General features: G+C 40.2%; 24 protein-coding genes. 2 read left to right on the top strand and 22 right to left on the bottom strand.

The annotated features are described in order from the left end of the window. Nucleotides 1-14: 14 nt before the first annotated feature. The 17 genes from glyS to rpsU form a co-directional block, all read right to left on the bottom strand. Nucleotides 15-2,102, bottom strand: a complete 2,088-nt coding sequence (glyS, locus tag PQ477_RS16280; protein WP_144558766.1) for a glycine--tRNA ligase subunit beta — start codon at nt 2,100-2,102, stop codon at nt 15-17. Continuing rightward, nucleotides 2,102-2,983, bottom strand: a complete 882-nt coding sequence (glyQ, locus tag PQ477_RS16275; RefSeq protein ID WP_038478935.1) for a glycine--tRNA ligase subunit alpha — start codon at nt 2,981-2,983, stop codon at nt 2,102-2,104. The genes glyS and glyQ overlap by 1 nt, the downstream gene beginning before the upstream one ends. 258 nt (nt 2,984-3,241) lie before the next feature. Next, the gene (recO, locus tag PQ477_RS16270; protein ID WP_274272500.1) at nt 3,242-4,021 is read right to left on the bottom strand and encodes a DNA repair protein RecO; all 780 of its coding nucleotides are present in this window, start codon (nt 4,019-4,021) and stop codon (nt 3,242-3,244) included. Between the two features lie 29 nt (nt 4,022-4,050). Beyond that, nucleotides 4,051-4,194, bottom strand: a complete 144-nt coding sequence (locus tag PQ477_RS16265) for a YqzL family protein (protein WP_078440176.1) — start codon at nt 4,192-4,194, stop codon at nt 4,051-4,053. A gap of 191 nt (nt 4,195-4,385) precedes the next feature. Next, entirely contained in the window at nt 4,386-5,294 is a 909-nt protein-coding gene (gene era, locus PQ477_RS16260; protein WP_035396321.1) for a GTPase Era, read from the bottom strand. Beyond that, the gene (locus PQ477_RS16255; RefSeq protein ID WP_035396323.1) at nt 5,272-5,685 is read right to left on the bottom strand and encodes a cytidine deaminase; all 414 of its coding nucleotides are present in this window, start codon (nt 5,683-5,685) and stop codon (nt 5,272-5,274) included. Before PQ477_RS16255 ends, era begins: the two co-directional genes overlap by 23 nt. An 18-nt stretch (nt 5,686-5,703) precedes the next feature. Then, a complete protein-coding gene (locus PQ477_RS16250) occupies nt 5,704-6,090 on the bottom strand; it encodes a diacylglycerol kinase family protein (RefSeq protein WP_035396325.1) in 387 nt (128 codons plus the stop codon). Continuing rightward, on the bottom strand, nt 6,065-6,535 hold the full coding sequence (ybeY, locus tag PQ477_RS16245; RefSeq protein ID WP_035396328.1) for an rRNA maturation RNase YbeY: 471 nt from the start codon (nt 6,533-6,535) through the stop codon (nt 6,065-6,067). Before ybeY ends, PQ477_RS16250 begins: the two co-directional genes overlap by 26 nt. 13 nt (nt 6,536-6,548) lie before the next feature. Next, nucleotides 6,549-8,690, bottom strand: a complete 2,142-nt coding sequence (locus PQ477_RS16240; protein ID WP_274272499.1) for an HD family phosphohydrolase — start codon at nt 8,688-8,690, stop codon at nt 6,549-6,551. Nucleotides 8,691-8,718: 28 nt separating this feature from the next. After that, complete coding sequence (locus PQ477_RS16235; protein ID WP_035396331.1) at nt 8,719-9,690, bottom strand: PhoH family protein; 972 nt, start codon at nt 9,688-9,690, stop codon at nt 8,719-8,721. 5 nt (nt 9,691-9,695) lie between these two features. Then, a complete protein-coding gene (yqfD, locus tag PQ477_RS16230; RefSeq protein ID WP_274272498.1) occupies nt 9,696-10,883 on the bottom strand; it encodes a sporulation protein YqfD in 1,188 nt (395 codons plus the stop codon). 26 nt (nt 10,884-10,909) lie between these two features. Continuing rightward, a complete protein-coding gene (gene yqfC, locus PQ477_RS16225) occupies nt 10,910-11,200 on the bottom strand; it encodes a sporulation protein YqfC (protein ID WP_035396334.1) in 291 nt (96 codons plus the stop codon). A 169-nt stretch (nt 11,201-11,369) separates the two neighbouring features. Beyond that, the gene (locus PQ477_RS16220) at nt 11,370-11,903 is read right to left on the bottom strand and encodes a YqfB family membrane protein (protein ID WP_060705108.1); all 534 of its coding nucleotides are present in this window, start codon (nt 11,901-11,903) and stop codon (nt 11,370-11,372) included. 54 nt (nt 11,904-11,957) lie between these two features. Beyond that, complete coding sequence (gene floA / locus PQ477_RS16215; protein WP_035396339.1) at nt 11,958-12,974, bottom strand: flotillin-like protein FloA; 1,017 nt, start codon at nt 12,972-12,974, stop codon at nt 11,958-11,960. Nucleotides 12,975-12,999: 25 nt separating this feature from the next. Beyond that, on the bottom strand, nt 13,000-14,340 hold the full coding sequence (locus tag PQ477_RS16210) for an NfeD family protein (protein WP_060705109.1): 1,341 nt from the start codon (nt 14,338-14,340) through the stop codon (nt 13,000-13,002). A 151-nt stretch (nt 14,341-14,491) separates the two neighbouring features. Then, nucleotides 14,492-14,935, bottom strand: coding sequence for a GatB/YqeY domain-containing protein (locus tag PQ477_RS16205; protein ID WP_035396341.1), 444 nt, complete (start codon nt 14,933-14,935; stop codon nt 14,492-14,494). 26 nt (nt 14,936-14,961) lie between these two features. Next, nucleotides 14,962-15,135 (bottom strand): 30S ribosomal protein S21, encoded by a 174-nt coding sequence (rpsU, locus tag PQ477_RS16200; RefSeq protein WP_035396344.1) that lies wholly within the window; start codon nt 15,133-15,135, stop codon nt 14,962-14,964. A 183-nt stretch (nt 15,136-15,318) separates the two neighbouring features. On the opposite strand from rpsU, the gene PQ477_RS16195 reads away from it, so the two are divergent. Together PQ477_RS16195 and PQ477_RS16190 are read left to right on the top strand one after the other, a co-directional pair. Then, nucleotides 15,319-16,257 (top strand): Na/Pi symporter, encoded by a 939-nt coding sequence (locus PQ477_RS16195; RefSeq protein WP_035396346.1) that lies wholly within the window; start codon nt 15,319-15,321, stop codon nt 16,255-16,257. Nucleotides 16,258-16,299: 42 nt separating this feature from the next. Further along, a complete protein-coding gene (locus PQ477_RS16190) occupies nt 16,300-17,229 on the top strand; it encodes an aldo/keto reductase (RefSeq protein WP_035396349.1) in 930 nt (309 codons plus the stop codon). Nucleotides 17,230-17,266: 37 nt separating this feature from the next. Here the strand turns inward: PQ477_RS16190 and deoC are convergent, their stop codons facing one another. The 5 genes from deoC to prmA form a co-directional block, all read right to left on the bottom strand. After that, entirely contained in the window at nt 17,267-17,941 is a 675-nt protein-coding gene (deoC, locus tag PQ477_RS16185; protein WP_035396396.1) for a deoxyribose-phosphate aldolase, read from the bottom strand. 102 nt (nt 17,942-18,043) lie between these two features. After that, entirely contained in the window at nt 18,044-18,808 is a 765-nt protein-coding gene (locus tag PQ477_RS16180; protein ID WP_035396351.1) for a class I SAM-dependent methyltransferase, read from the bottom strand. A 220-nt stretch (nt 18,809-19,028) separates the two neighbouring features. Then, the gene (gene mtaB / locus PQ477_RS16175) at nt 19,029-20,366 is read right to left on the bottom strand and encodes a tRNA (N(6)-L-threonylcarbamoyladenosine(37)-C(2))-methylthiotransferase MtaB (RefSeq protein ID WP_144558763.1); all 1,338 of its coding nucleotides are present in this window, start codon (nt 20,364-20,366) and stop codon (nt 19,029-19,031) included. Nucleotides 20,367-20,376: 10 nt separating this feature from the next. Continuing rightward, entirely contained in the window at nt 20,377-21,123 is a 747-nt protein-coding gene (locus PQ477_RS16170) for a 16S rRNA (uracil(1498)-N(3))-methyltransferase (RefSeq protein ID WP_144558762.1), read from the bottom strand. An 8-nt stretch (nt 21,124-21,131) separates the two neighbouring features. Beyond that, nucleotides 21,132-22,076 carry a 50S ribosomal protein L11 methyltransferase gene (gene prmA, locus PQ477_RS16165; RefSeq protein ID WP_144558761.1) on the bottom strand — a complete coding sequence of 315 codons (945 nt, stop codon included), beginning with the start codon at nt 22,074-22,076 and terminating at the stop codon, nt 21,132-21,134. Between the last annotated feature and the right edge of the window lie 61 nt (nt 22,077-22,137).

Genomic DNA, 22,137 nt, shown 5'->3' with positions numbered 1-22,137 from the left:
AACCTGAACACTAGTTACGAAGAAAAGACAATTTGTTGAAAATCAGCAAAGGATTGAATGGAATGCGCTAACCTTTTTAACAAAGCTAAGCGATTGGCTCGTACGTCTGGATCTTCAACCATAACCATCGTTTGCTCGAAAAATGAGTGAATCGCATCTTGACACGCTTCTAAGATGTTGTACGCAGCGATTGCATCATGCTGCTTCCAAGCTTCAACTAAACTCATCTCCACTTCCACCGTCGCTGCTAAAAGCTTTGTCTCCGATTCATTTTCAAACAACGATTCATCAATTGTAGTATCAGTTTCTGCCTTTTGTGCTAAATTCGTGACCCGACTTAACGCTTCAACTGCTTTTTTAAACGCAGGCTCATTAAGCTGTTCATTAATGGCTTCTGCTTTAGCAAACATGGAATAAACATCTACGATCGGTGCCGATAATACAGCTTCTACAACATCGTATCGATAGCCTGAATCGATCATGAGATGCTTAAACCGACTTAAAAAGAATTGAATGGCTTCTTCTTTAGTAGATTCGACACCAGCCGTCATAAATCCTTTTTTATTTAATGTATCCACCCAATGCTCAATGATCATTTCAAGAGAAAGGGCTGATTTGGTTTCTAATAAAATTTGGACTACCCCGTTTGCTTGCCTTCTTAACGCATAAGGATCTTGAGAACCTGTTGGAATTAATCCAATTGCAAAACAAGATAATACGGTATCGAGCTTTTCTGCTAAGGATAGCATAGAGCCAACTGCTGTTTGTGGGAGAATATCATTTGAAAACCGCGGTAGATATTGTTCATAAATCGCTCTCGCCACTTGAGCATGTTCATTCGACTTTAATGCATAATCCTGCCCCATTTGTCCCTGTAACTCAGGAAATTCACCCACCATATTTGTTACAAGATCAAATTTCGCAATGGATGCAGCGCGTTCTACTAATGTCACTTCTTCAGCTGACAACGCCTCTTTTCTTGCTAACCATACCGCAAGCTCTTTTGTACGAGTAACCTTTTCGGCAATTGTCCCAATCGATTCATGGAACACTACGGTTTCGAGTTTTTTATTCCAATCTTCTATAGAAAGCTTCTGGTCTTCTTCATAAAAGAATGCAGCATCAGCAAAGCGTCCCCGAAGTACCTTTTCGTTTCCTTTCGATACATTTTCAATATGCTCTTCATTCCCGTTTCTGACCGTCACAAAGTATGGAAGTAACGCGCCTTCAGTTGATTCAACCGGGAAGTAACGCTGGTGTTCTCTCATAGTCGTAATTAATACTTCTTTAGGCAATTGAAGGTATTTTTCTTCAAACCCACCACTTAAGGCAGTTGGATATTCAATTAAATTGTTTACTTCTTCAAGAAGGTCTTCATTTACAGGAATAACCCAATCTTTCGTTGCTTCCATGTCCTTTAGTTGAGAACGAATGGCTTGCTTCCTTTTCTTAGCATCAACAATTACGTAGTTTTCAAGTAAACGCGTTTCGTAACTTTCAGGAGTGGCTATCTCAATTTCTTCATCTCCTAAGAAACGGTGACCTCTTGTAGTCTGACTAGTTTTTACTTCCGCAATTGAAAATGGAATGACTTCCTGACCGTACATGGCAATTAACCAACGTATTGGTCGTGCATAGCGTAAGTCAAACGTATGCCATTTCATGCGTTTCGGGAAATTCAGACTCATAATGACCTTCTCTAAGCTTGGTAAAATGTCGACTGTTTGCACACCTTCAGAAAAGGATGTAGCAAAAACATATTCCACACCTTTATGTGCTTCAATTGTAAGAGCTTCCGGTTCAACTTTCTGTGATCGCGCAAATCCTAAAGCTGCTTTCGTCCAGTCGCCATTGTCATCTAATGCAATTTTCTTTGCTGGTCCTTTTGCTTTACTAGATGAATCTTCTTGTTTTGAAGCAAGGTCATGAATGATAATCGCTAATCTTCGTGGCGTTGAAAAAGCCTGTGTGCGGCTATACTCAAGCTTTTGCTCTTTTAACCACTGCTGCACATTCTGCTCTAGTTGTTTCACTGCATCTGTTACAAATCTGGCTGGAAGTTCTTCTAATCCTATTTCAAGGAGAAATGGTTTTCTATCCATTAGTTTGCCTCCTTCTTTTTCAACATCGGGAATCCAAGTTTTTCGCGTTCCTCGTAATAATGCTTTGCAGCCTTCCGAGCGAGGGTACGGACACGACCTATGTATCCCGTGCGTTCCGTTACTGAGATCGCACCACGAGCATCAAGTAGATTAAATACGTGTGAACACTTTAAAATATAATCATAAGCCGGGAAAACAAGGTTACGGTCTAGTACACGAGTTGCTTCTTTCTCGTACGTATTGAATAGCTGGAAGAGCATTTCACTATCTGATACTTCAAATGTATATGTAGAATGCTCAAACTCAGGTTGGAGAAAAATGTCACCATACGTGAAACCCTCTACCCATTCCAAATCAAATACATTCTCTTTTTCCTGAATATACGTTGCTAATCGCTCAATCCCGTAAGTAATTTCAGCGGAAACAGGGGATGCTTCCATGCCACCTACTTGTTGGAAATACGTAAACTGTGTTATTTCCATTCCATCTAGCCATACTTCCCACCCAAGACCCGCACAGCCTAATGTTGGGTTTTCCCAGTTGTCTTCAACAAATCGAATATCATGTTCAAGCGGATTAATACCAAGCGCTTTAAGGCTTTCCAAATACAGTTCTTGAATATTGTTTGGCGAAGGTTTCATAATCACTTGGAATTGGTGATGCTGATATAAGCGGTTCGGGTTTTCTCCATAGCGTCCATCTGCCGGTCGCCTTGATGGCTCTACATAAGCTACATTCCACGGTTCTGGACCGATTGTTCGTAATAATGTATGCGGACTCATCGTACCCGCACCTTTTTCAGTGTCATAGGCGTTCATAATTATACAGCCTTGCTTTGCCCAATAGGACTGCAATGTTAATATCATCGTTTGAATGTTCATGTTTACCCTCCTTAATAAAAACAAAAAAACCCTCAATCCTTATGCCTACTATCGGCATAGGGACGAGAGTTACCCGCGGTTCCACCCTACTTATTAAACACAAACGTGTTTAATCACTTTACAGTTCACATGCTCAAAGAGTGCCTCATACGCTCCTGATTCTTCAGCTCACACCACCCTGAAGTCGCTATTAATCATAAGAATAAGCAGTATTTCTTCTCTCATCATAGCATATCGTCATATTTTTCTATCATACCTTTAATCCTTTTTTTCGTCAAGTTTAAAATGAGTGCCATCTACTTTTTTTAGCTGGTCAATAAAGCGTTGTGATTTCAGCGTCACACCAACGTATTCTTGATAGTACGATGATATGATTTGATGAAGTCGTTCTTTTGTTTCTGGCTTAATCGAAATGGAACCTAATTTCGTTAAATCAACATAGTATAAGGTGCGAATAAGCTTCACCATTGATAACGAAACTGGGAAAGCTCGCTCATCTCGATGGACACAACTTCTGCATAAAAAACCAGCAAAAGGAATGGAAAAAGCAATAGGGTCGCGCTCAACCGATTTACAGTTTGCACAGCCATCTAAATTAGGCTTTGCTCCAGCAACCGTTAACATTTTTAGATCAACGATTCTTGCAATAATTTCCGGATCTTGACCAGTGTCAATTTGCTTTAAAGCGAGTAACAATAGATCAAATAAAAACACATACGGCCGTCGTTCTTCGGTCAATTTTTCGATTAATTCTGTTATATACGCAGCATGAGCAGCTTTAAATAAATCAAAGTGAAGCTGTTTGAAGGATAGAATAATTTCGCCTTGGCTTATTGTTGGCAAACCACTACCCTTGAAATAAACAAATGAGCCATAAACGAATGGTTGCATCACAGCCGCATAGCGACTATTAGGCTTCTTCGCTCCTTTTGCCATCACAGATAGTTTTCCGCTATCTTTCGTTAATACTGTTGCAATTTTATTTGATTCACCATAGTCAATGGTCTTTAAAATAATTCCTTCTTGTTTAATTAACATGTTCATTCCTTACAGCAAGTCACTGCTTTTTAAGAAAGAGTAGAATCCGTTTGGTCGTCGGCAGCCATTACCTCTACCTCTTCACCAACTGTCTCCCTTTCCAATTCCTTATGGAGTAAATAAGTCTCAATGTTTCCTGTCTGTGAAAAAACTTTCCAAGATAGAACAAGCACTGTTTCACAACTCCTCTCAATCGTTCTTATGAAGTATGATGACCTAAATTTACTATACTCATTCGATGGAAATATTGTTAATTAGCAGAGCTTGACTTTTTATTTTTGTTCGTTTTTCATCTTAGTTAATCATAGCTTTTTGAACATAAAAAAACAATGGTCCAACGCCTTGTTTGGACCATTGCTTCTCTTTAATAATCGTCTTCGTTAAAGCCATAATCTTTAAGCTGTGAAGGGCGATTTCTCCAGTCTTTTTGTACTTTCACCCATAGCTCTAAAAACACACTTGAACCAAGTAATGCTTCAATATCGACTCGTGCCTTTTGACCAATTTCCTTTAGCATAGAACCGTGCTTTCCAATAATGATCCCTTTTTGAGAGGAACGTTCCACTATAATGGTTGCGCCAACATACACTTTACCATTATCTCGTCGTTTCATTTGCTCAATCACAACTGCTAGAGAGTGAGGGATCTCTTCCTTTGTTACATGTAGCGCTTTTTCACGAACAAGCTCGGCAACAATAAACCGCTCAGGATGATCTGTAATCTGATCGCTTGGATAATATTGCGGACCCTCATCCAAGTGCACCTTTATTTGATCCATCATCGTCTCGACATTTTCACCTTCTAAGGCAGATACCGGCACGACTTCTTCAAATTCATAGCGTTCACGGTAGGAGGCAATGATTTCAAGTAACGCATCTCTACTCACTTTATCGATTTTATTAACGATTAGAAAAACAGGTGTTTTTGTATCCTTTAAACGATCAATAATAAACTGTTCTCCTGGACCAAACTTAGCATCTGCATCAATGACATACAAAATAAGATCCACTTCTCGAAGCGTATTCGTCGCTACTTTCATCATAAAGTCGCCTAAGCGATGTTTCGGTTTGTGGATACCTGGTGTATCAATAAATACAATTTGCGCGTCATCAGTCGTGTAAACACCTTGAACTTTATTTCTTGTTGTTTGAGGCTTGTCCGACATAATGGCAATTTTTTGACCGATTATTCTATTTAACAATGTTGATTTACCTACATTGGGTCTCCCAATTATGGAGACAAAACCTGACTTAAACGTTTCCTCTTGATTCATTCATATCCTCCGCTTTAAAAAATCCTGGTAGTAGCGCTTCTACTGTTGTTTCTTGCCAGTCACCTTTTACATTACTTAAATAGACCGGCATTTCTGGTTCACATAACTCTGCTAATACTTGTCTACATGCACCGCAAGGCGAAACCGGATTTGGTGTATCCGCCGCCACAGCAAGTGCTTTAAAAGATTGATGATTTGGCTTATACGCTCTAAATATCGCTGTGCGTTCAGCACAGTTTGCCAAGCTATATGCCGCATTTTCAATGTTTGCTCCTTTTACAACCGATCCATCTGCTAGAAGGAGGGCAGCACCTACTTTAAATGAGGAATAAGGAACGTAAGCCTCTTCCCTTGCTTCAATAGCGAGCTGAATTAATGCTGCTTTTTCCATAGAAATCCTCCTTTTTCGTTATAAAATGTTAATAAAATAAGGTACAAATATAATAGCCCCAATAATGATGGCAATGATACAAAAAATAAACACGCTAGCAGCACCGATATCTTTTGCTCGCTTTGCTAGTGGATGAAAGTCTTCCGTCACTAAATCGACTGTCCGTTCAATTGCCGTATTAAGCGTTTCAGCTGTCAAAACGCCTCCCATTACAAGTAGGAGTAACACCCATTCAGTCGCTGAGACGGAAAAAAACCAGGCAAGCCCACAAATAGCCATTGTACTAGCTAAATGAATTTGCATGTTCTGTTCGTGCCTAATCACATAGCCAAGACCTGAAATGGCATAGTTGAATGAACGAAATAAACGTTTTAACCCTCTACGGTTTCGATCTTCCAAGGCCATAGGATTCTAAAATCTCCTCTTGTTTAGTAAACATTTCCCTTTCTTCTTCCTTTGATTGATGATCATACCCTAGCAGATGAAGAAACCCATGAACAACAAGAAAAGCAAGTTCACGTTCAAATGAATGATTATACTCATCAGCTTGTCGATTAATGTGAGCAATGGATACAATAATATCTCCTAATAAATTAGGAATTCCTTCTAACGCTTCATAATCTGGCTCTCCATCGTTTAAAGCAAACGATAGCACATCAGTAGAGCGATCGATGCCACGATGTTCTAAATTTAACTCATGTATGGCATCCTCATCTACAAATGTAACCGACAGCTCAGCACCTGGATGAACTTCTTCTTTTTTGCCCGCATAAGCAAGGACGTCGTGAACAAGCTTTAGTTGTTCTTCTGTCAATGTCTCTGTCTCATCAATAATGTCTATCTCAATCATTTAATACTCCTTTTCAATCATCATCATCAGGATATTCTATTCGCTGATGAAACGTTCCATTTAACGTTTCACACATCGAAAGCTTAATTTGGTTTAATTCTTTTAATGTTAAATCTGACTCATCGAATTGACCGTCTTCTAGCTTATCTTTAATAATTTTGTCCACTAATTGCTCGACTTTATCTGGTGTTGGTTTTTGCATTGAGCGCACAGCCGCCTCCACACTATCTGCAATCGAGATAATGGACGTTACTTTCGTTTGTGGTTTTGGCCCAGGATAACGGAATTGGCTTTCCGGTACATGTTGCTTTTCATCATCTTGCTTTGCCTTATAGTAGAAAAATTTAAGCAAGCTTGTGCCATGGTGCTGTTCTGCAATATCAATAATTTCCCGAGGCATTTTATGTTGGCGAAGTAAATCAGCGCCATCATATGGATGTGAAATAATAATAGTTTTACTCAATTGCGGCGAGATCTTATCATGAGGGTTATCCCCTTTTAATTGATTCTCGATAAAAAATCTCGGGCGTCGTGTTTTTCCTAAGTCATGATAGTAAGCGCCTACTCTTGCTAGTAAACCATTTTCGCCTAACGTTTCACAAGCTGCTTCTGCCAAATTCCCAACGACAACGCTATGATGATACGTCCCAGGCGCTTCTGTTAAAATCTTTCGAAGTAGCGGATGATTTGGACTTGAAAGCTCAATTAACCTAGCCGTCGATAAAATTCCGAAGCCTGTTTCAATAAACGGCAGTAACCCTATTGTAAGAACTGAAGCAACGAAAGCTGCTAAAAACGCCGCTAAGAAATAAAAGCTTAGTTCAACCCAATTCAAATAAATACTTTTCATTAATAAAATGGATAGCACAGTTAAGCTATTCGCACAGAGGACAAAAAAACCAGCTTTTAAAATTCGCGTTGCTTTGTTTGATTGCTTCAAGAAATAGATACCTGTAAGAGAACCGACCAAAATATAAAAGCCATACATAAACGCAAATGTACTAGAGGAATCGTGATTGTAGAAAACACTCCCAATAATAGCAAATAGAAAACTTGTTACGATGGCAATTTTCGGGTGCAACAACAATGTTAGTAACATTGCTCCTGCCGCCGCCGGAACCGCAAAGCCAATTCCAGGTAAAGAGATAAGGGACTCTAAGTAACTGTAGAGCTTCATAAGCACTAGAATGACAACAAACACAATCGAAAACATTAATAAATGGGAATTATTTGTTGCAACCGTCGTATTGGAATCATTTAAGAAATAAATTAGCATTCCAATTAAGATGAAGACAAACAGCGCCAGTCCAATATAGGGGAATATAACTGTGGCTTCATCGAGTAAACCTACTAATCGAAGCTGTTCATACATTTCATATGTAACAAGATCGCCTTCTTTTACAATCAATTCTCCTTCACGTATTAGAACAGGATCAATTGAATCAGCCGCTTCTTGCCTTAATCGCTGTGTTGTTTCAGCATCATATGTTACGTTAAATACAATCGCTAAATCAACTACATTGCTTATGGCTTCACGAACGTCTGGCGAGAGACTTGTTACTTCCGCTATTTGATTTTCAGCGTTTTGCTTCGCTTCTTGTAAATCGCCCACCTTTATTGGTTCACTCATTGTTTCGTGAACGGTATTGACAGCTGCCTCCTGCGCAGCTTGAAACTGGTAGTCAGACGTTTCTAACAAAACTTCAAGAGCTTCATCACTCAAATCTGCGTTTGTTGACGAAGATAGGTCTGAGCGAACATTTTCAATTTGATCTGAAATCGAAGCAGATTCTTCCTCTTCCTCTACTTCCCGCTCACGCTCAAGACGAATTACTGTGAAGATATCATTTACTTGCTGAACTCGATCTTCTTCGTATTGCCGATTATGCTTCATTTGGCTTTCGACAGCGCCTACCGCTTCCGTTCGCCTTTGCTCCGTTGCAACTCGATTTTCGACTGTCATTGGTGCACGAATATCTTGTTCAGCCGGCTCGGACAAATTTACTTCTAGCTGCTCCGGTATAATATTGTCAAGCATCATACCGTACATAATCAAGCCTAGTATTGTATAAATAACTGTACGTATGTACGGTTGCTGCTTTATTTTCCGCCACCATTTCTTTGGAGCAGATACTTTAGGCTTATCTTCTTCCACATACAGTCACCTCACTCGGCTTTGCACATTATTGATCATTCAACCGCTCGTTTTGTTCATATGCTTGAAGAATACGTTGGACAAGCACATGCCTTACTACATCAGATGCCTGAAGATATACCATGCCAATTCCTTTTACTGATCGTAACTTGTGTAGCGCAACTTGTAAGCCAGACTTCTTTCCCTTTGGTAAATCAATCTGTGTGATATCGCCGTTTATAACCATCTTCGACCCAAACCCTAGTCTGGTAATAAACATTTTAATCTGTTCTTCAGTCGTGTTCTGCGCTTCATCTAGAATAACAAATGAATCATCTAACGTTCGCCCTCGCATATAGGCTAATGGTGCAACTTCAATTGTGCCTCTCTCCATTAATCTCGTTGTATGCTCTACGCCTAACACATCATGAAGTGCATCATAAATCGGACGTAAATAAGGGTCAACTTTTTCTTTTAAGTCACCTGGAAGAAACCCTAAGCTTTCACCTGCTTCAACAGCTGGACGCGTTAACACAATTCGGTTGACTTTCCCTTCTTTTAAAGCAGATACAGCTGAAACGACCGCTAGGTAAGTTTTTCCTGTGCCAGCAGGTCCTACTCCAAATACCATATCATGTTTACGAATCATGGAAACGTAGTGTCGCTGGCCTAATGTTTTTGCTCGAATAATTTTGCCTTTGACTGTTGTCGCTATATTTTCATCGTATAATTCGTTTAATTCAGCTAGCTTTCCTTCTTTTTCTAGCTGAATCGCGTAAAAGACATCACGTTCAGATAACTGAGCGTATTGCTCAACGACGCCAATTAGTGTCTCAATAATTTTTGCTGCGCGTTCAATTTGAAGCTTATCGCCAGTGATGAGTATATCTTCGCCTCTCGTCACTAATTCAATGGATAGCTCTTCTTCAATTCGTTTTAAATGCAAATCATTCGGCCCGTATAGTGCTTGTGCTATTTGTGCATCTCTTAAGTTAAGTTGAATCAATGATGTTTCTGACAATCGCCTCAGTCTCCTTGAATAATTGGTTTTTCTTGCGTAATCTCTTCAAGAACTTGGTAATGAATCTTTAATGAAACTGTATCATTTTCAACCGCTTCATGCAAAACTTGTTCACCTACTATGTCTGCACCTTCTGGCAAATCCTGTTCCAAGTCCAAGCGCGCTTGCTTTTTCAACACTTCAAATGCTTCTTCTCTTTCATACGTTCGCTCAAAATTTTGGGTTTCACGATGCTCATCAACGATTAATTGGACCGGTAAACGGTAGCCAAAAATGGTATATTGACTTTCTTTTTTATACGTTTCCATTGACTCGTAATCCGGTGCGGTAATATTCCAAAACGGGATAGACACATCGCCAACTTTTAACTGGTATTTGTTTTTCTGCTCCCCCGTTAAAGACGTATAGGTTTGAGTGATGGGCATGCTTACAGATGAAGTATACCATATTTCACCGACTACAGAGGCCTTAGCTGGAATTGTTTGCTCATGCCCTTCTACACCGATAAAACCTGACACAAGCAAGTCCCCTTTTTCAACTACATCATTCGTTCTCTTTACCGCTGTCCCATCTTCAACAAACATTGATCGAATGACCGCTTTTTTTGATGCTACTAAGTGTCTGGGGCTTACTATTTCAGGATCTGTTTGGCGCACTTGTTCAACAACCTCGAATTGATAGTTCGTCCCTTTTTTTCGCACACCAACCCAGGTCGCTTCATCTATTCGATCTGTCACATACGCTTGAATTTCATTTGGCTTCGGTAAACCAAAACTAAACTCACCTCGTTTAACACCTAATTCAGCAATCGCTTCTTCTAATTTTTTTTCAACTTGAGGGGAAGCACCCTCTATCGAATACCCCCACACCATATTCGAGAGAAGAAAGAACGCAACAAAAAACGCAGCAATCCCCATTACAAAACCTGCTCTTACTTTCATCTGCTTCATGAAAAAAGGAAGACCTTGTCGCTCTTTAAAACGTAACGTTAAATCTGTTCCCCTCAGAAACCGTCTTAATTGATGAATATTACGTAACTGAATTTTAAACTGGATTTTCTCTGTTTCTATTACAGAGACGTTCCAAATATGAATCCCCTGTTTAAGACAGCGGTTTAATAATTGCTCTGGATAAGGGCCCCTAATTTCTACCGATACCACACCGCCTATTAAGTTTACAAACCCATTTCTCATAAAGCTTCGCCCCTTATGAACAGTATTTACTTTCCTTCTTCATTAATAAACATCACTTTATCTATTCTTCCTTCAAGTAGTAATTCTTCCGGCAAGATCGTCTTTAACACAAATTGATCACCTGTAACAAGGAGCTGTCCTTCTTTTAGCAATAATCGAAGTTCCTTATTCGAAAACTGTAAAACCCCTCGATGGTTTTCAATATATATATGTAGCTGTCCTATCATTGTAATTCTAGGTAAATCCATCGTGACGTCAGCCGGAAGCTGCATTTGTTCGGTTACCCATTTTTTTATACGGTTTGTCATACGACTCATTAAGCAGCCCTCCTCCTAATGATTGTATGAACTGCGTTGCTTACTTAGCACCAAAATGACTGGGAGCCTACATTCCACCTGCCCGTTTTTGATTTTTTTCAGAACAACAAAAAAAAACGTAGCACCACCGAAGTGATTGCTACGTTCTTTTCTTTATTAGATTGCAAAGTTAAAACGATCGACCTCTTGGTCTTCGCTGTCTACTTTTTGGCGGTCCAAGAACTTCAGACCACACAACAGCTTCCATCATTTTTTTTCCGGAAACATTCTTAAAATCCATATCTAATTTTCCCTCTGAGCTCGTCTGCTCACTTTCGGCCATTACCGCGACAACAGGCGCCGATTGGTTTCTTAACTCTTTAACCTTACGACGTGCTTCACGGTGACGCTCATAGAGTTCATTCTGCCGCGTCGCTGTGTCACGCTGAGCATCAGTTTGTCTCGATGGCTCATTGATTGGCTCATAAGCTTGTTCAGGAGGTGCTGATTCACTCGGGAAATAATCTTCCCAACGGACTTCCTCTTGTCGCTGTTCAGCTGGCTGCTGCCTGCGCTGCGGTTCAGCTGATTGTCGTTGGGGATTTTGACGCTCCTCTTGTTGCTGGGTTGACTGCCCTAGTTTTGATAGAGAGCTGACTAAAACACCAACAATAATAATTAAGATAAGAGGATTCGCCAAGATAAATTGCACTAAATCTGACATCCATTATCCCCTCCTTCTTAATGGTTACACCACATTGCCTTATGAGGGTTTTTCTTAATTATTTTTGTTTCTTGGATCGTTATCAGGGAACATGTCGCTGTCACCTTTTGACGATTTACTAATTGAATCTCTCATATCTGTATCAGCCAATACGTTCTGGTAGTTCATATAATCCATTACACCCATGTGTCCGTTGCGTAACGCTTCAGAAAGAGCCATTGGAACTTCCGCTTCCGCTTCGACAACTTTCGCACGCATTTCTTCAACGCGAGCTCTCATTTCTTGCTCTTGTGCTACAGCCATTGCACGACGTTCTTCGGCTTTCGCTTGAGCGATCTTTTTGTCTGCTTCTGCTTGATCGGTTTGTAGCTCTGCACCAATATTTTTACCAATATCGATGTCGGCGATGTCAATCGAAAGGATTTCAAAAGCAGTACCTGAATCCAATCCCTTTGTTAATACCGTTTGTGAAATCATATCTGGATTTTCAAGAACTTTCTTGTGATCTTGTTGAGAACCGATTGTCGAAACAATCCCCTCACCAACACGAGCGATAATCGTATCTTCACCTGCACCACCGACAAGGCGATCAATGTTCGCACGTACTGTAATTCTAGCTTTTGCTTTCACTTCAATCCCGTCCATTGCTACACCGGCAATAAACGGTGTTTCAATTACTTTAGGATTTACACTCATTTGAACTGCTTCTAAAACGTCACGACCAGCAAGGTCAATCGCTGCCGCTCTTTCAAACGAAAGCTCGATATTTGCTCGTTGTGCTGCAATTAATGCATTAACTACTCGGTCAACGTTACCACCAGCTAAGTAATGCCCCTCTAACCTTGAAGAATCAAGGTCAATTCCTGCTTTAACCGCTTTAATTAATGGGTTTACAACGCGAGCTGGCACAACTCGTCGAAGCCTCATTCCTACTAACTCAAAAATGCCAATTTTTACGCCAGCTGCAATAGCCGAGATCCATAAAGCTACTGGTACAAACGTAAATAAAATCGCCAGTAGAATAACAGCTGCTGCAACAATTATGAGCGTAATAATAATTCCATCATCCATTTCTTATTTCCTCCCTTATTCTAGTTTAATCGTTTTGCTCAATTTCTCTAACTACGACCCTTGAACCAGATGTATAGACAACCTTGAGCATACTCCCTCGTCCAATATAGCTTCCTTCAGACACAACGTCAAGGCGTCTGTCGTTAATTAATGCAATTCCTGCCGGTCTTAAGTCACTTAATGCTTTACCTGTTTGGCCCATTAGCGCTTGATCTGTTTCAGTTGACAAATACCCCTCTTCACTTGTTGTCTGAGCCTGCAATACAAGCTTTTTCCATGGTCCCCGATTGCCAAAAAACACAAACAAAATAATGGCTGCTGCAATCGTCACTACAAGGGTAATCCCTACTGAAATGACCATTACTGTCGTTGAAAAAGAAGCCATAAAGAGTCCACCAATAATTAACCCGATTCCCAGTATGCCAAAAATACCGAAACCAGGCGCAACCATCTCAACGCCTAATAAGACAATGCCAACTACGACCAATATTAATGATTCCCAACCAGCAAAACCTGCTACCATATGACCGAAGAAAAATAAAAGCAGTGCAGAAATACCCATAAATCCAGGTACACCAAATCCCGGTGAGTAAAGCTCCATAATTAAACCAAGACTTCCTATTGATAAAAGAATGGGAATAACAATAGGATTTGTGACAAACCGAGCAATTTGCTCCGCGATACTCACTTCTGAATGAACAATGTTGACTTCATCAGACTGATAGCCTAAAAAGCTAATCACTCCGTCAACATTTCTTTCAATGGCATCCGCATAACCGACTTCTAATGCCTGTTCTGCGTTTAATGTTAAATACCCAGACGGGAATCCTTCAACATCAAAATCAGCGTTTGACATCGCTTCCGCATAGGCAGGGTCTCTACCCCCATCCGGTCCGTTTTCTTCGGCAGCCGTTTTCATTCTACTAACCCATAAAGACTGAACCTTTTCCTCAGCAGCATTTCCACTACCATCAATGACACCAGCTGATCCCATTTGTCCGTTTGGCACCATCACAATTTGATCAGCATTTAACGCAATGTAGGCCCCTGCAGAAATCGCTTCGCTATTAATAAATGCGGTTACAGGAATAGCTGTATTGTTCATAATATTGGCGATGTTTCCAGCTGCATCCACTGCACCACCTGGTGTATGAATATCAAGGATAATGTGATCAGCATTTTCTTCCGCGGCTTCATTAAACGATCGCTCTAAAAATGCTTCGAGTCCACGCTCCACTGTTTGTTCAACAGGTATCACATAAACTATTGCATCATTTGTATCATCCGCTTTAACAATCATTTGCAACGGTAGTAATAGAAAAACGAGCAAATACGAAACAAATGCAACCTTCAACCATTTGTTCACGTTCTATCCATCCCCCCAATCTTTCTTATTCTCTTTACGAACGAAGAAAACAAAAAGTTTCGTTCTTCTTTAAAGTTTATCAGAAGTGCTTTTCAAAACCAAACAGAACGCTAAAAAACCTCTGTTAAAAACAGAGGTTTATCAAGAATGTTTAAGTTAACCGCTTTGCAACAAGACGATTGACTGAACCACCATCGGCTTTCCCCTTAATCTTAGGCATTAATGCGCCCATCACTTTACCCATATCGGCTTTTGATGTTGCACCTACCTCAGATATCGTTTCTTGAACGATGGCTTCCAATTCTTCTTCTGATAATTGTTTAGGCATATATCGTTGGAGCAAAGCAAGTTCTTCTTCTTGCTTCAACGCTAAATCTTCACGATTCGCTTGTTTAAATTCATGGAGGGATTCTTTACGCTGCTTTACTTCTCGATTAAGCACAGTAAGGCTTTCATCTTCAGTAAGCTCACGTCCGAGCTTAATTTGCTCATTTTGCAACGAGGACTTCACCATGCGAATAACGGAAAGCGTTTCTTTTTCCTTGTTTTTCATCGCAGTCTTCAGGTCCAGGTTTAACCTCTCAAGAAGAGTCAAGTGAAATCATCCTCTCCTAATCAGAACTAGAATTTACGTTTTCTAGCTGCTTCTGATTTCTTTTTACGCTTCACACTTGGCTTTTCGAAGTGTTTACGTTTTTTTACCTCAGCTAACGTTCCTTCTTTAGAGAGCGATCTCTTAAAGCGACGAAGTGCAGCATCAATCGATTCGTTTTTGCGAACACGAGTTTCTGCCATTCTATTTCCCTCCCTCCGAAAACAACCAAACTCAATACGTGCTTATGACACGTCTGCAGTAATTATAATACAGTCAAGGATTATGGTCAACTATAAGATCTCAATATCCATATCTACCTAAAGAAAAAAGACATGCTTCTTCTTTTTAGACCATATAGTGGGAATGACGAGGTGATGTTCAGCATGGTTAAGGAGTTTCTTTCCTTATTAATTGTCTTTATTGCTTTATTTTTATTTGGTATTTACATCTTAAGATCTGGTCTTTTGCAAGTCGGAACGTCAACAGTAAAATCGATCTTAATAAAAACGACCAATTCTCCATTAAAAGGGCTCATCGTTGGTATTCTTATAACAATGCTCTTTCAAAGTAGTTCGGTAGTGACTGTTTTATTAGTGGGCCTTGTTGCCGCTGGTTTCATTCAATTTAAACATTCGATTGGAGTAATACTTGGTGCAAATATTGGTTCGTGCTTCACATTGGAGTTAATCGCTTTTAATATAACCGACTTGGCTGTTCCACTTCTAATTATCGGCTTTCTATGCTTGCTTTTGTCACACACCTCTTTTTATGTCATTGGCTGTGTGTTATTTGGAATTGGTTGTATTTTCTTATCTATGAACGGACTAGAAGGTCTTGCAGAGCCCTTACGCACACTACCGCTTACAGAACACTTCTTCACGTGGACAAACGACCATTATGTAGCCGGGATTACTGTTGGAGCTATCATTACAACGATTATCCAATCAAGCACAGCAACAATTGGCATTGCGATGAGTTTTATTGAAGGAATGAGCTTGACGAGTGAATCTGGCGTAGCCATCATGCTTGGCGCAAATATTGGCACATGCTTCACAGCTTACATTGCCAGTGTTGGTGCGGGGAAAACAGCTCGCCTCGTTGCTCACGCCCATATATGGCTTAATCTATTAGGCGCTCTTCTCTTCTATCCACTTATCGAATTTTTGGCTCATTTTTCTTCATTGTTAAGTGATAGTCCGAGTGTACAACTGGCTCATGCAAGTACAATCTATAATGTCATTTGTTCCTTGCTTGTTCTCCCTTTTGTCGATCGATTCGCACGTTTCGTTCAATTTTTTGCACGATCGAATAAAGACCTTTAAAATAAAATTGTACTCAATTACAGCTTTTAGGAGGAGATAGAAGTGCGTAAAAAAGAATTAGGGCATTCAGGTATCCATGTGTTTCCAATCGGATTAGGCGCCAATGCAGTTGGTGGGCATAACTTATATCCTAATCTTGACGAAGCGAAAGGAAAGGCATTAGTTCGCGATGGGATTAAAAACGGAGTGGATTTTATTGATACTGCTTTTATCTACGGTGAAGGTCGTTCAGAAGAGCTTATCGGTGAAGTCCTTCAAGAGTTCAAACGAGAAGATGTTATCATTGCCACAAAAGCCGCGCATCGAAAAAACGGCGATGAGTACGTTTTCGATAACTCGCCAGCCTTTCTTAAAGCGTCAGTCGATGATGCGCTAAAACGTTTAAACGTTGATTACATTGACCTTTTTTACATTCACTTTCCAGATAAAGATACACCTAAAAGAGACGCAGTTGCCGCCCTCCAAGAAATGAAAGAAGCAGGGAAAATACGTTCCATTGGGGTGTCAAATTTTTCGATTGAACAATTAAAAGAGGCGAATCAAGATGGCTACGTTGATGTTTATCAAGGCGAATACAATTTATTGAATCGCGAGGCAGAAAAAGAACTTTTCCCATATATGCTTAAGCATACCATTTCTTTTATTCCTTACTTTCCACTCGTATCTGGACTTCTAGCTGGTAAGTATACAGAAGATACCGTCTTTCCGGATGGTGATTTACGAAACCAACAAGGACACTTTCAAGGAACCACGTTCAAACAAAACATCGAGAAAGTAAATCAACTAAAACCAATTGCTGCAAAGCACCATGTTGATATCGCACATATTGTGCTTGCTTGGTATTTAGCTAGACCAGAAATTGATATTATTATTCCAGGTGCTAAGCGAGCCGAGCAACTGTTAGACAATGCGAAAAGCGTCAATGTTACGTTGTCAGAAGAGGATAAACGATTTATTGACACCTTGTTTTAAACAGAAAAGCTGGGGAATAAATTACTCCCCAGCTTTTTTAATAAGTTGATTCGCTTTCTAACCCTTTCGCAATTGCAACGCCAGAACTTGCGCCAATCCGAGTAGCTCCTGCTTCAACCATCGCTTGTACATCCTCTAAACTTCTGACACCACCAGACGCTTTCACCCCTACTTGCGGACCTACTGTTGTGCGCATTAAACGAATATCTTCAACTGTAGCACCACCTGTAGAAAAACCAGTAGACGTTTTCACGAAATCAGCGCCAGCTTGAACAGCCAAACGACAAGCTCTTTCTTTTTCTTCATTTGTAAGAAGGCTCGTTTCGATAATAACTTTCGTCAAGGCTTTATTTTTCGCTGCGTCTACCACTGCTTTTATGTCGGCTAGAACGGTTTCGTCGTCTTGATCTTTTAATGCAGCAATGTTGATCACCATGTCAACTTCTGTTGCACCGTTTTCAATAGCATCTTTTGTTTCCATCGCTTTAATAGCGGCTGTATTTTGTCCTAGAGGGAAGCCAATGACCGTACACACTTTCACTTCTGGCTCTTCGGCTAAAACCTGAGCTGCGGTCTTGACCCAGTAAGGCTGAATACAGACAGAAGCAAACTTGTATTGCTTTGCCTCTTCACATAAATGGAAAATTTGTTGTTTGGTTGCATCCGCTTTAAGAAGCGTGTGGTCAATGAGGTGGGCGACTGATTCAGCCATTTCACTCATCCTTTCATCTGTTGTAATCTCTTGTTCATCATAACATGAAAAAGAGCGCAACACGAGTGGAAGACTGCTTCCCTTTCCTTATACCGTTGAAAGTTATCCTTTGATCGCTTCAAGCAAAATAGACTGACCCTTAAACGAATGCACACCTGCGTGGTCTTCTTTTATACAGAGTGCATCTTTAACACTAGCAGGTAACTGATTCATCCAACTAGAGAGTTCTTGCTTTTGAGTTGATGTAAACTGAACTCGATCCGTCCAATCTTGAAAAAGGAATGGTTTCTCAAACGTATGCATATGCTTGACCGTAAATCCCGCCTGCTCTACCATTGAAATCCATTGAGATTTCTTATAGGCTCTTACATGGCTACCATCGCGTTTCTTTTCTAGCTCATTGTAGGCGTTATCAACGACATCATCTTCAAATGCCACGTTATCAAGAAGAAAAAAACGCCCCTCTTTCGATAGTACACGATAGGTCTCATTTAGAAATTTCGTTACATTTATAAAGTGATGAGCCGCAATGCGATTAACCGCCAAATCAAATCGTTCGTCTTCAAAAGGTAAATTTTCCGCAGATGCCTCTACATATTGAACATGATTAATTCCAGCATCACTTAGGTGCTTTTTAGCAACTGCTAACATTTCTGGTGTTAAATCAACTGCAACGATGTCTTTTGCATACGCTGCCAATTTCTTCGCTACATGGCCACCACCAGTTGCAATATCAATTATAGATTGGTAATCACGCTCTTTCACTAATTGCTCCAATATGAATAAATCTTTTCCTTTTGCATGAAGGTTGCTTGTAACGTACGCTTCGGCATATGCCCCGAATTGTTCTTTTGAACTTTTTCCCATACCAATCAGTCCTCCTTTTTACTACATTTAGTATAAGCGAACTGCTTTGATATGGATAAGACCGTTTTCTTATCATCATCTATAAGGAGAGCGAATAGCATTAAGATCAAAAGGAAAGATGGTTCAATCCAATTAAATACCCTCCACTTGTACATAAAAAAGATGAACCCGTTTCGTTCTTTAGGGTTCATCTTTAAAACGATCATTCGTCTCTATTGGTTTAAACAAGTTGTTCGTGATCTTCTAGCACACGTACAAATTCGCCTTTATTAAAGGGATAACCTGCTTCAGTAAGCTTCACTCGCACAATTTTACCAATCATTGACTCATCACAAACAAGCTTTACTTTCAGGTAATTATCTGTATAACCGACAAACAGACCACTTTCAGGGTTTTCTTTATCCCGTTCCTCCGGTATAACTTCTAAGACTTCATTTTCAAACGAAGATGCATATTCTTTCGCTAATTGGTTTGATAGTTCAATTAAACGATGAACTCTTTCGTTTTTTAGTTCTTCCTCTACTTGATCTGTCATTCGAGCAGCTGGTGTCCCCGTTCTCATCGAATAAGGAAACACATGAAGTTCACTAAATTTATGCTCCGCAATGAAATCATAGGTTTCTTGAAATTCTTCTTCTGTTTCACCAGGAAAACCAACAATCACATCAGACGTAATCGCTAATCGGGGTAAAACCGCTTTTAATTTTGTGATGCGTTCTGCAAAAGCAGTCATTGTATATTTACGACGCATCCGCTTTAATACTGTATCAGAACCTGACTGAAGCGGAATATGCATGTGGCGCACAATTTTCGTTGATTTCCCAATAACAGCAATGACTTCATCTGTTAACTGACTCGCTTCTATTGAAGAAATGCGAATTCGCTTCAAGCCCTTAACCGTCTCTAAATCTTCTAGCAAACGGGCAAGACTATAATCTTTTAAATCTTCGCCGTATCCACCTGTATGGATCCCTGTTAAAACGATCTCTTTGTAGCCTGCTTCCACAAGCTGTGTCGCTTGACGTACAACTTCTTCTGGGTCACGAGAACGCATTAACCCTCTCGCCCACGGGATAATGCAGAATGTACAGAAGTTATTACAACCTTCTTGAATCTTTAAAGATGCTCTTGTACGATCTGTAAATGAAGGAACGTCTAACTCCTCATAAACCCTTGTTTTCATTATATTTCCTACACCGTTAATCGGCTGACGTTCTTTTTTATATTGTTCAATATAACCGAGCATCTTTGGACGATCTTGTGTCCCAACGACAACATCCACACCAGGAATCGCCATTATTTCAGCAGGAGAGGTCTGCGCATAACAGCCTGTGACACAAATAACAGCGTCTGGATTTTTTCGGATTGCACGACGGATGACTTGTCTACTCTTTTTATCCCCTGTATTGGTTACGGTACATGTATTAATCACGTACACGTCTGCTGTTTCTTCGTACTCTACTTTTTCATAGCCTTCTTGCTTAAACAGTTGCCAGATAGCCTCTGTTTCGTAATGATTCACTTTACAACCTAATGTATGAAACGCAACGGTTGACATGTCTTTCACCTCATAATTCTACTTGATAAGAGAGTGCGGCTAGCATATATAAACTCGCCGTTTCTGTTCTAAGAATTCTTGGACCTAAGCTGCATGGAATGGCTCCTGCTTCCGTTAACTGATCCACTTCTTGTCTTGCCATCCCGCCTTCTGGACCAACAATGATCAACACGCGCATACCAGGTGCTACTTTTTCTAGCTGCTCCTTTAACACGCCTTTTCGGCCTAGTTTTGCCTCATCTTCATCACAAACTAAACAAAGATCGTATGTATGTAAATCAGTTACTAACGATTGTCTGTTTAAAGGGCTGAAAATGGTAGGCACAGAGGAACGATGGGACTGTTCTGCCGCCTCTTTAGCGATTTTCTCAAATCGAACAAGTTTTTTTTGCATTTTTTTCTCATCCCATTTTACAATAGACCGTTCTGCAATAAAAGGAATGATTGCGTGAACACCTAATTCCGTGGCTTTTTGAATAATGAATTCAAATTTGTCCCCTTTTGGCAAGCCTTGGGCAAGCGTAACATTAACAGGTAAATCGGTTTGTTTCCTTTCTTCGTAAAGAATGTCTCCATCCACTTTATCCTCAGAAAGTGCTGTAATCGTCGCTACAACAGCTCGACCACTTTTATTTACACAAATAATGTCATCCCCCGCCACCATTCGCATCACTTTCCGAATATGAGCAGCATCTTCACCTGTTACCGTTACCTGCGTGTCGCTCATTTGTTCATTTGCGATAAAATAACGCTGCATACGCCACCTCACTCACTGACTTTTTTAGCGATAATTGCAACCCAGCCTTCTTGACGCTCAATGGAGTCAATTGCAAAGCCTGACGCTTCAATTGCATCTTTCACTAGTTGTTCTTTGCGTTCAATAATGCCTGAAGTAATAAAAGTACCACCCGGCTTTACAACTCGATAAGCATCATCTGTGAAGGTGACAATTACTTCTGCTAAAATATTCGCTACAACAATTTCAGCAGAATGTGGTTCAATATTTTTCAGTAAGTCATTTTGATTAATGTTAATCAGACTTTCCGCTTGGTTCAGTTTAAAGTTTTCCCTTGCACTCGTTACAGCAACGTCATCCAAATCATACGCATGTATCGTTTCTGCCCCTAATTTCCATGCAGCGAGAGCGAGCACGCCTGACCCAGTTCCAACGTCAATGACCGCATCACCTTTTTGTACAGTTTTCTCTAACGCTTGTAAAGAAAGTACTGTTGTTGGATGAGTTCCTGTACCAAAAGCCATACCTGGGTCCAGTTCAATAATAAGTTCATGATCTTTTTTATCATAGTCTTCCCAAGTAGGAACAATGACAATCTGATCCGTTACTTTAACAGGGTGATAGTATTTTTTCCATGCGTTTGCCCAATCATCATCGTTTACTTCTACATACCCTGTCGTTCCAGGTGCAATTGGAATATCAAATGCTACAAGGCCTTTAATTCGGTCTTCAACTTCCGCAATTGTACGTTTAAATGAATCATTCATCGGGAAATACGCTTTGATCATAACGCCTTCTGTTGGATAGTCATCTGGAGAAAGTTCATAAACTTCACCAAACTTGACGCTCCATTCGGTTACTAAATCTTTCGGATCTTCTATCGCAACCCCTGCCGCGCCTTCTTCGTGAAGGATGTTTGAAACGGGTTCTACCGCTTCTTGCGTCGTATGAACGCGAAATTCTGCCCATTTCATCAGTTTGTCCACCTTTTCGTTTTCACTCGTAAAAGAAGTGAAGAAAAGGATCCCTTCTCTT

The sequence above is a fragment of the Shouchella hunanensis genome, assembly GCF_028735875.1.
GTDB lineage: Bacteria > Bacillota > Bacilli > Bacillales > Bacillaceae_D > Shouchella > Shouchella hunanensis.
Note: the sequence above shows the minus strand (reverse complement) of the source record. Positions and strands in the feature narration are given on the sequence as shown.

What these genes read in the sequence shown, in the direction of transcription:
- glyS (WP_144558766.1), bottom strand. Translation starts at nt 2,102, where the DNA reads ATGGATAGAAAACCATTTCTCCTTGAAATAGGATTAGAAGAACTTCCA.
- glyQ (WP_038478935.1), bottom strand. Translation starts at nt 2,983, where the DNA reads ATGAACATTCAAACGATGATATTAACATTGCAGTCCTATTGGGCAAAG.
- recO (WP_274272500.1), bottom strand. Translation starts at nt 4,021, where the DNA reads ATGTTAATTAAACAAGAAGGAATTATTTTAAAGACCATTGACTATGGT.
- era (WP_035396321.1), bottom strand. Translation starts at nt 5,294, where the DNA reads ATGAATCAAGAGGAAACGTTTAAGTCAGGTTTTGTCTCCATAATTGGG.
- PQ477_RS16255 (WP_035396323.1), bottom strand. Translation starts at nt 5,685, where the DNA reads ATGGAAAAAGCAGCATTAATTCAGCTCGCTATTGAAGCAAGGGAAGAG.
- PQ477_RS16250 (WP_035396325.1), bottom strand. Translation starts at nt 6,090, where the DNA reads ATGGCCTTGGAAGATCGAAACCGTAGAGGGTTAAAACGTTTATTTCGT.
- ybeY (WP_035396328.1), bottom strand. Translation starts at nt 6,535, where the DNA reads ATGATTGAGATAGACATTATTGATGAGACAGAGACATTGACAGAAGAA.
- yqfD (WP_274272498.1), bottom strand. Translation starts at nt 10,883, where the DNA reads ATGAGAAATGGGTTTGTAAACTTAATAGGCGGTGTGGTATCGGTAGAA.
- yqfC (WP_035396334.1), bottom strand. Translation starts at nt 11,200, where the DNA reads ATGAGTCGTATGACAAACCGTATAAAAAAATGGGTAACCGAACAAATG.
- PQ477_RS16220 (WP_060705108.1), bottom strand. Translation starts at nt 11,903, where the DNA reads ATGTCAGATTTAGTGCAATTTATCTTGGCGAATCCTCTTATCTTAATT.
- floA (WP_035396339.1), bottom strand. Translation starts at nt 12,974, where the DNA reads ATGGATGATGGAATTATTATTACGCTCATAATTGTTGCAGCAGCTGTT.
- rpsU (WP_035396344.1), bottom strand. Translation starts at nt 15,135, where the DNA reads ATGGCAGAAACTCGTGTTCGCAAAAACGAATCGATTGATGCTGCACTT.
- PQ477_RS16195 (WP_035396346.1), top strand. Translation starts at nt 15,319, where the DNA reads ATGGTTAAGGAGTTTCTTTCCTTATTAATTGTCTTTATTGCTTTATTT.
- deoC (WP_035396396.1), bottom strand. Translation starts at nt 17,941, where the DNA reads ATGGCTGAATCAGTCGCCCACCTCATTGACCACACGCTTCTTAAAGCG.
- PQ477_RS16180 (WP_035396351.1), bottom strand. Translation starts at nt 18,808, where the DNA reads ATGGGAAAAAGTTCAAAAGAACAATTCGGGGCATATGCCGAAGCGTAC.
- mtaB (WP_144558763.1), bottom strand. Translation starts at nt 20,366, where the DNA reads ATGTCAACCGTTGCGTTTCATACATTAGGTTGTAAAGTGAATCATTAC.
- PQ477_RS16170 (WP_144558762.1), bottom strand. Translation starts at nt 21,123, where the DNA reads ATGCAGCGTTATTTTATCGCAAATGAACAAATGAGCGACACGCAGGTA.
- prmA (WP_144558761.1), bottom strand. Translation starts at nt 22,076, where the DNA reads ATGAAATGGGCAGAATTTCGCGTTCATACGACGCAAGAAGCGGTAGAA.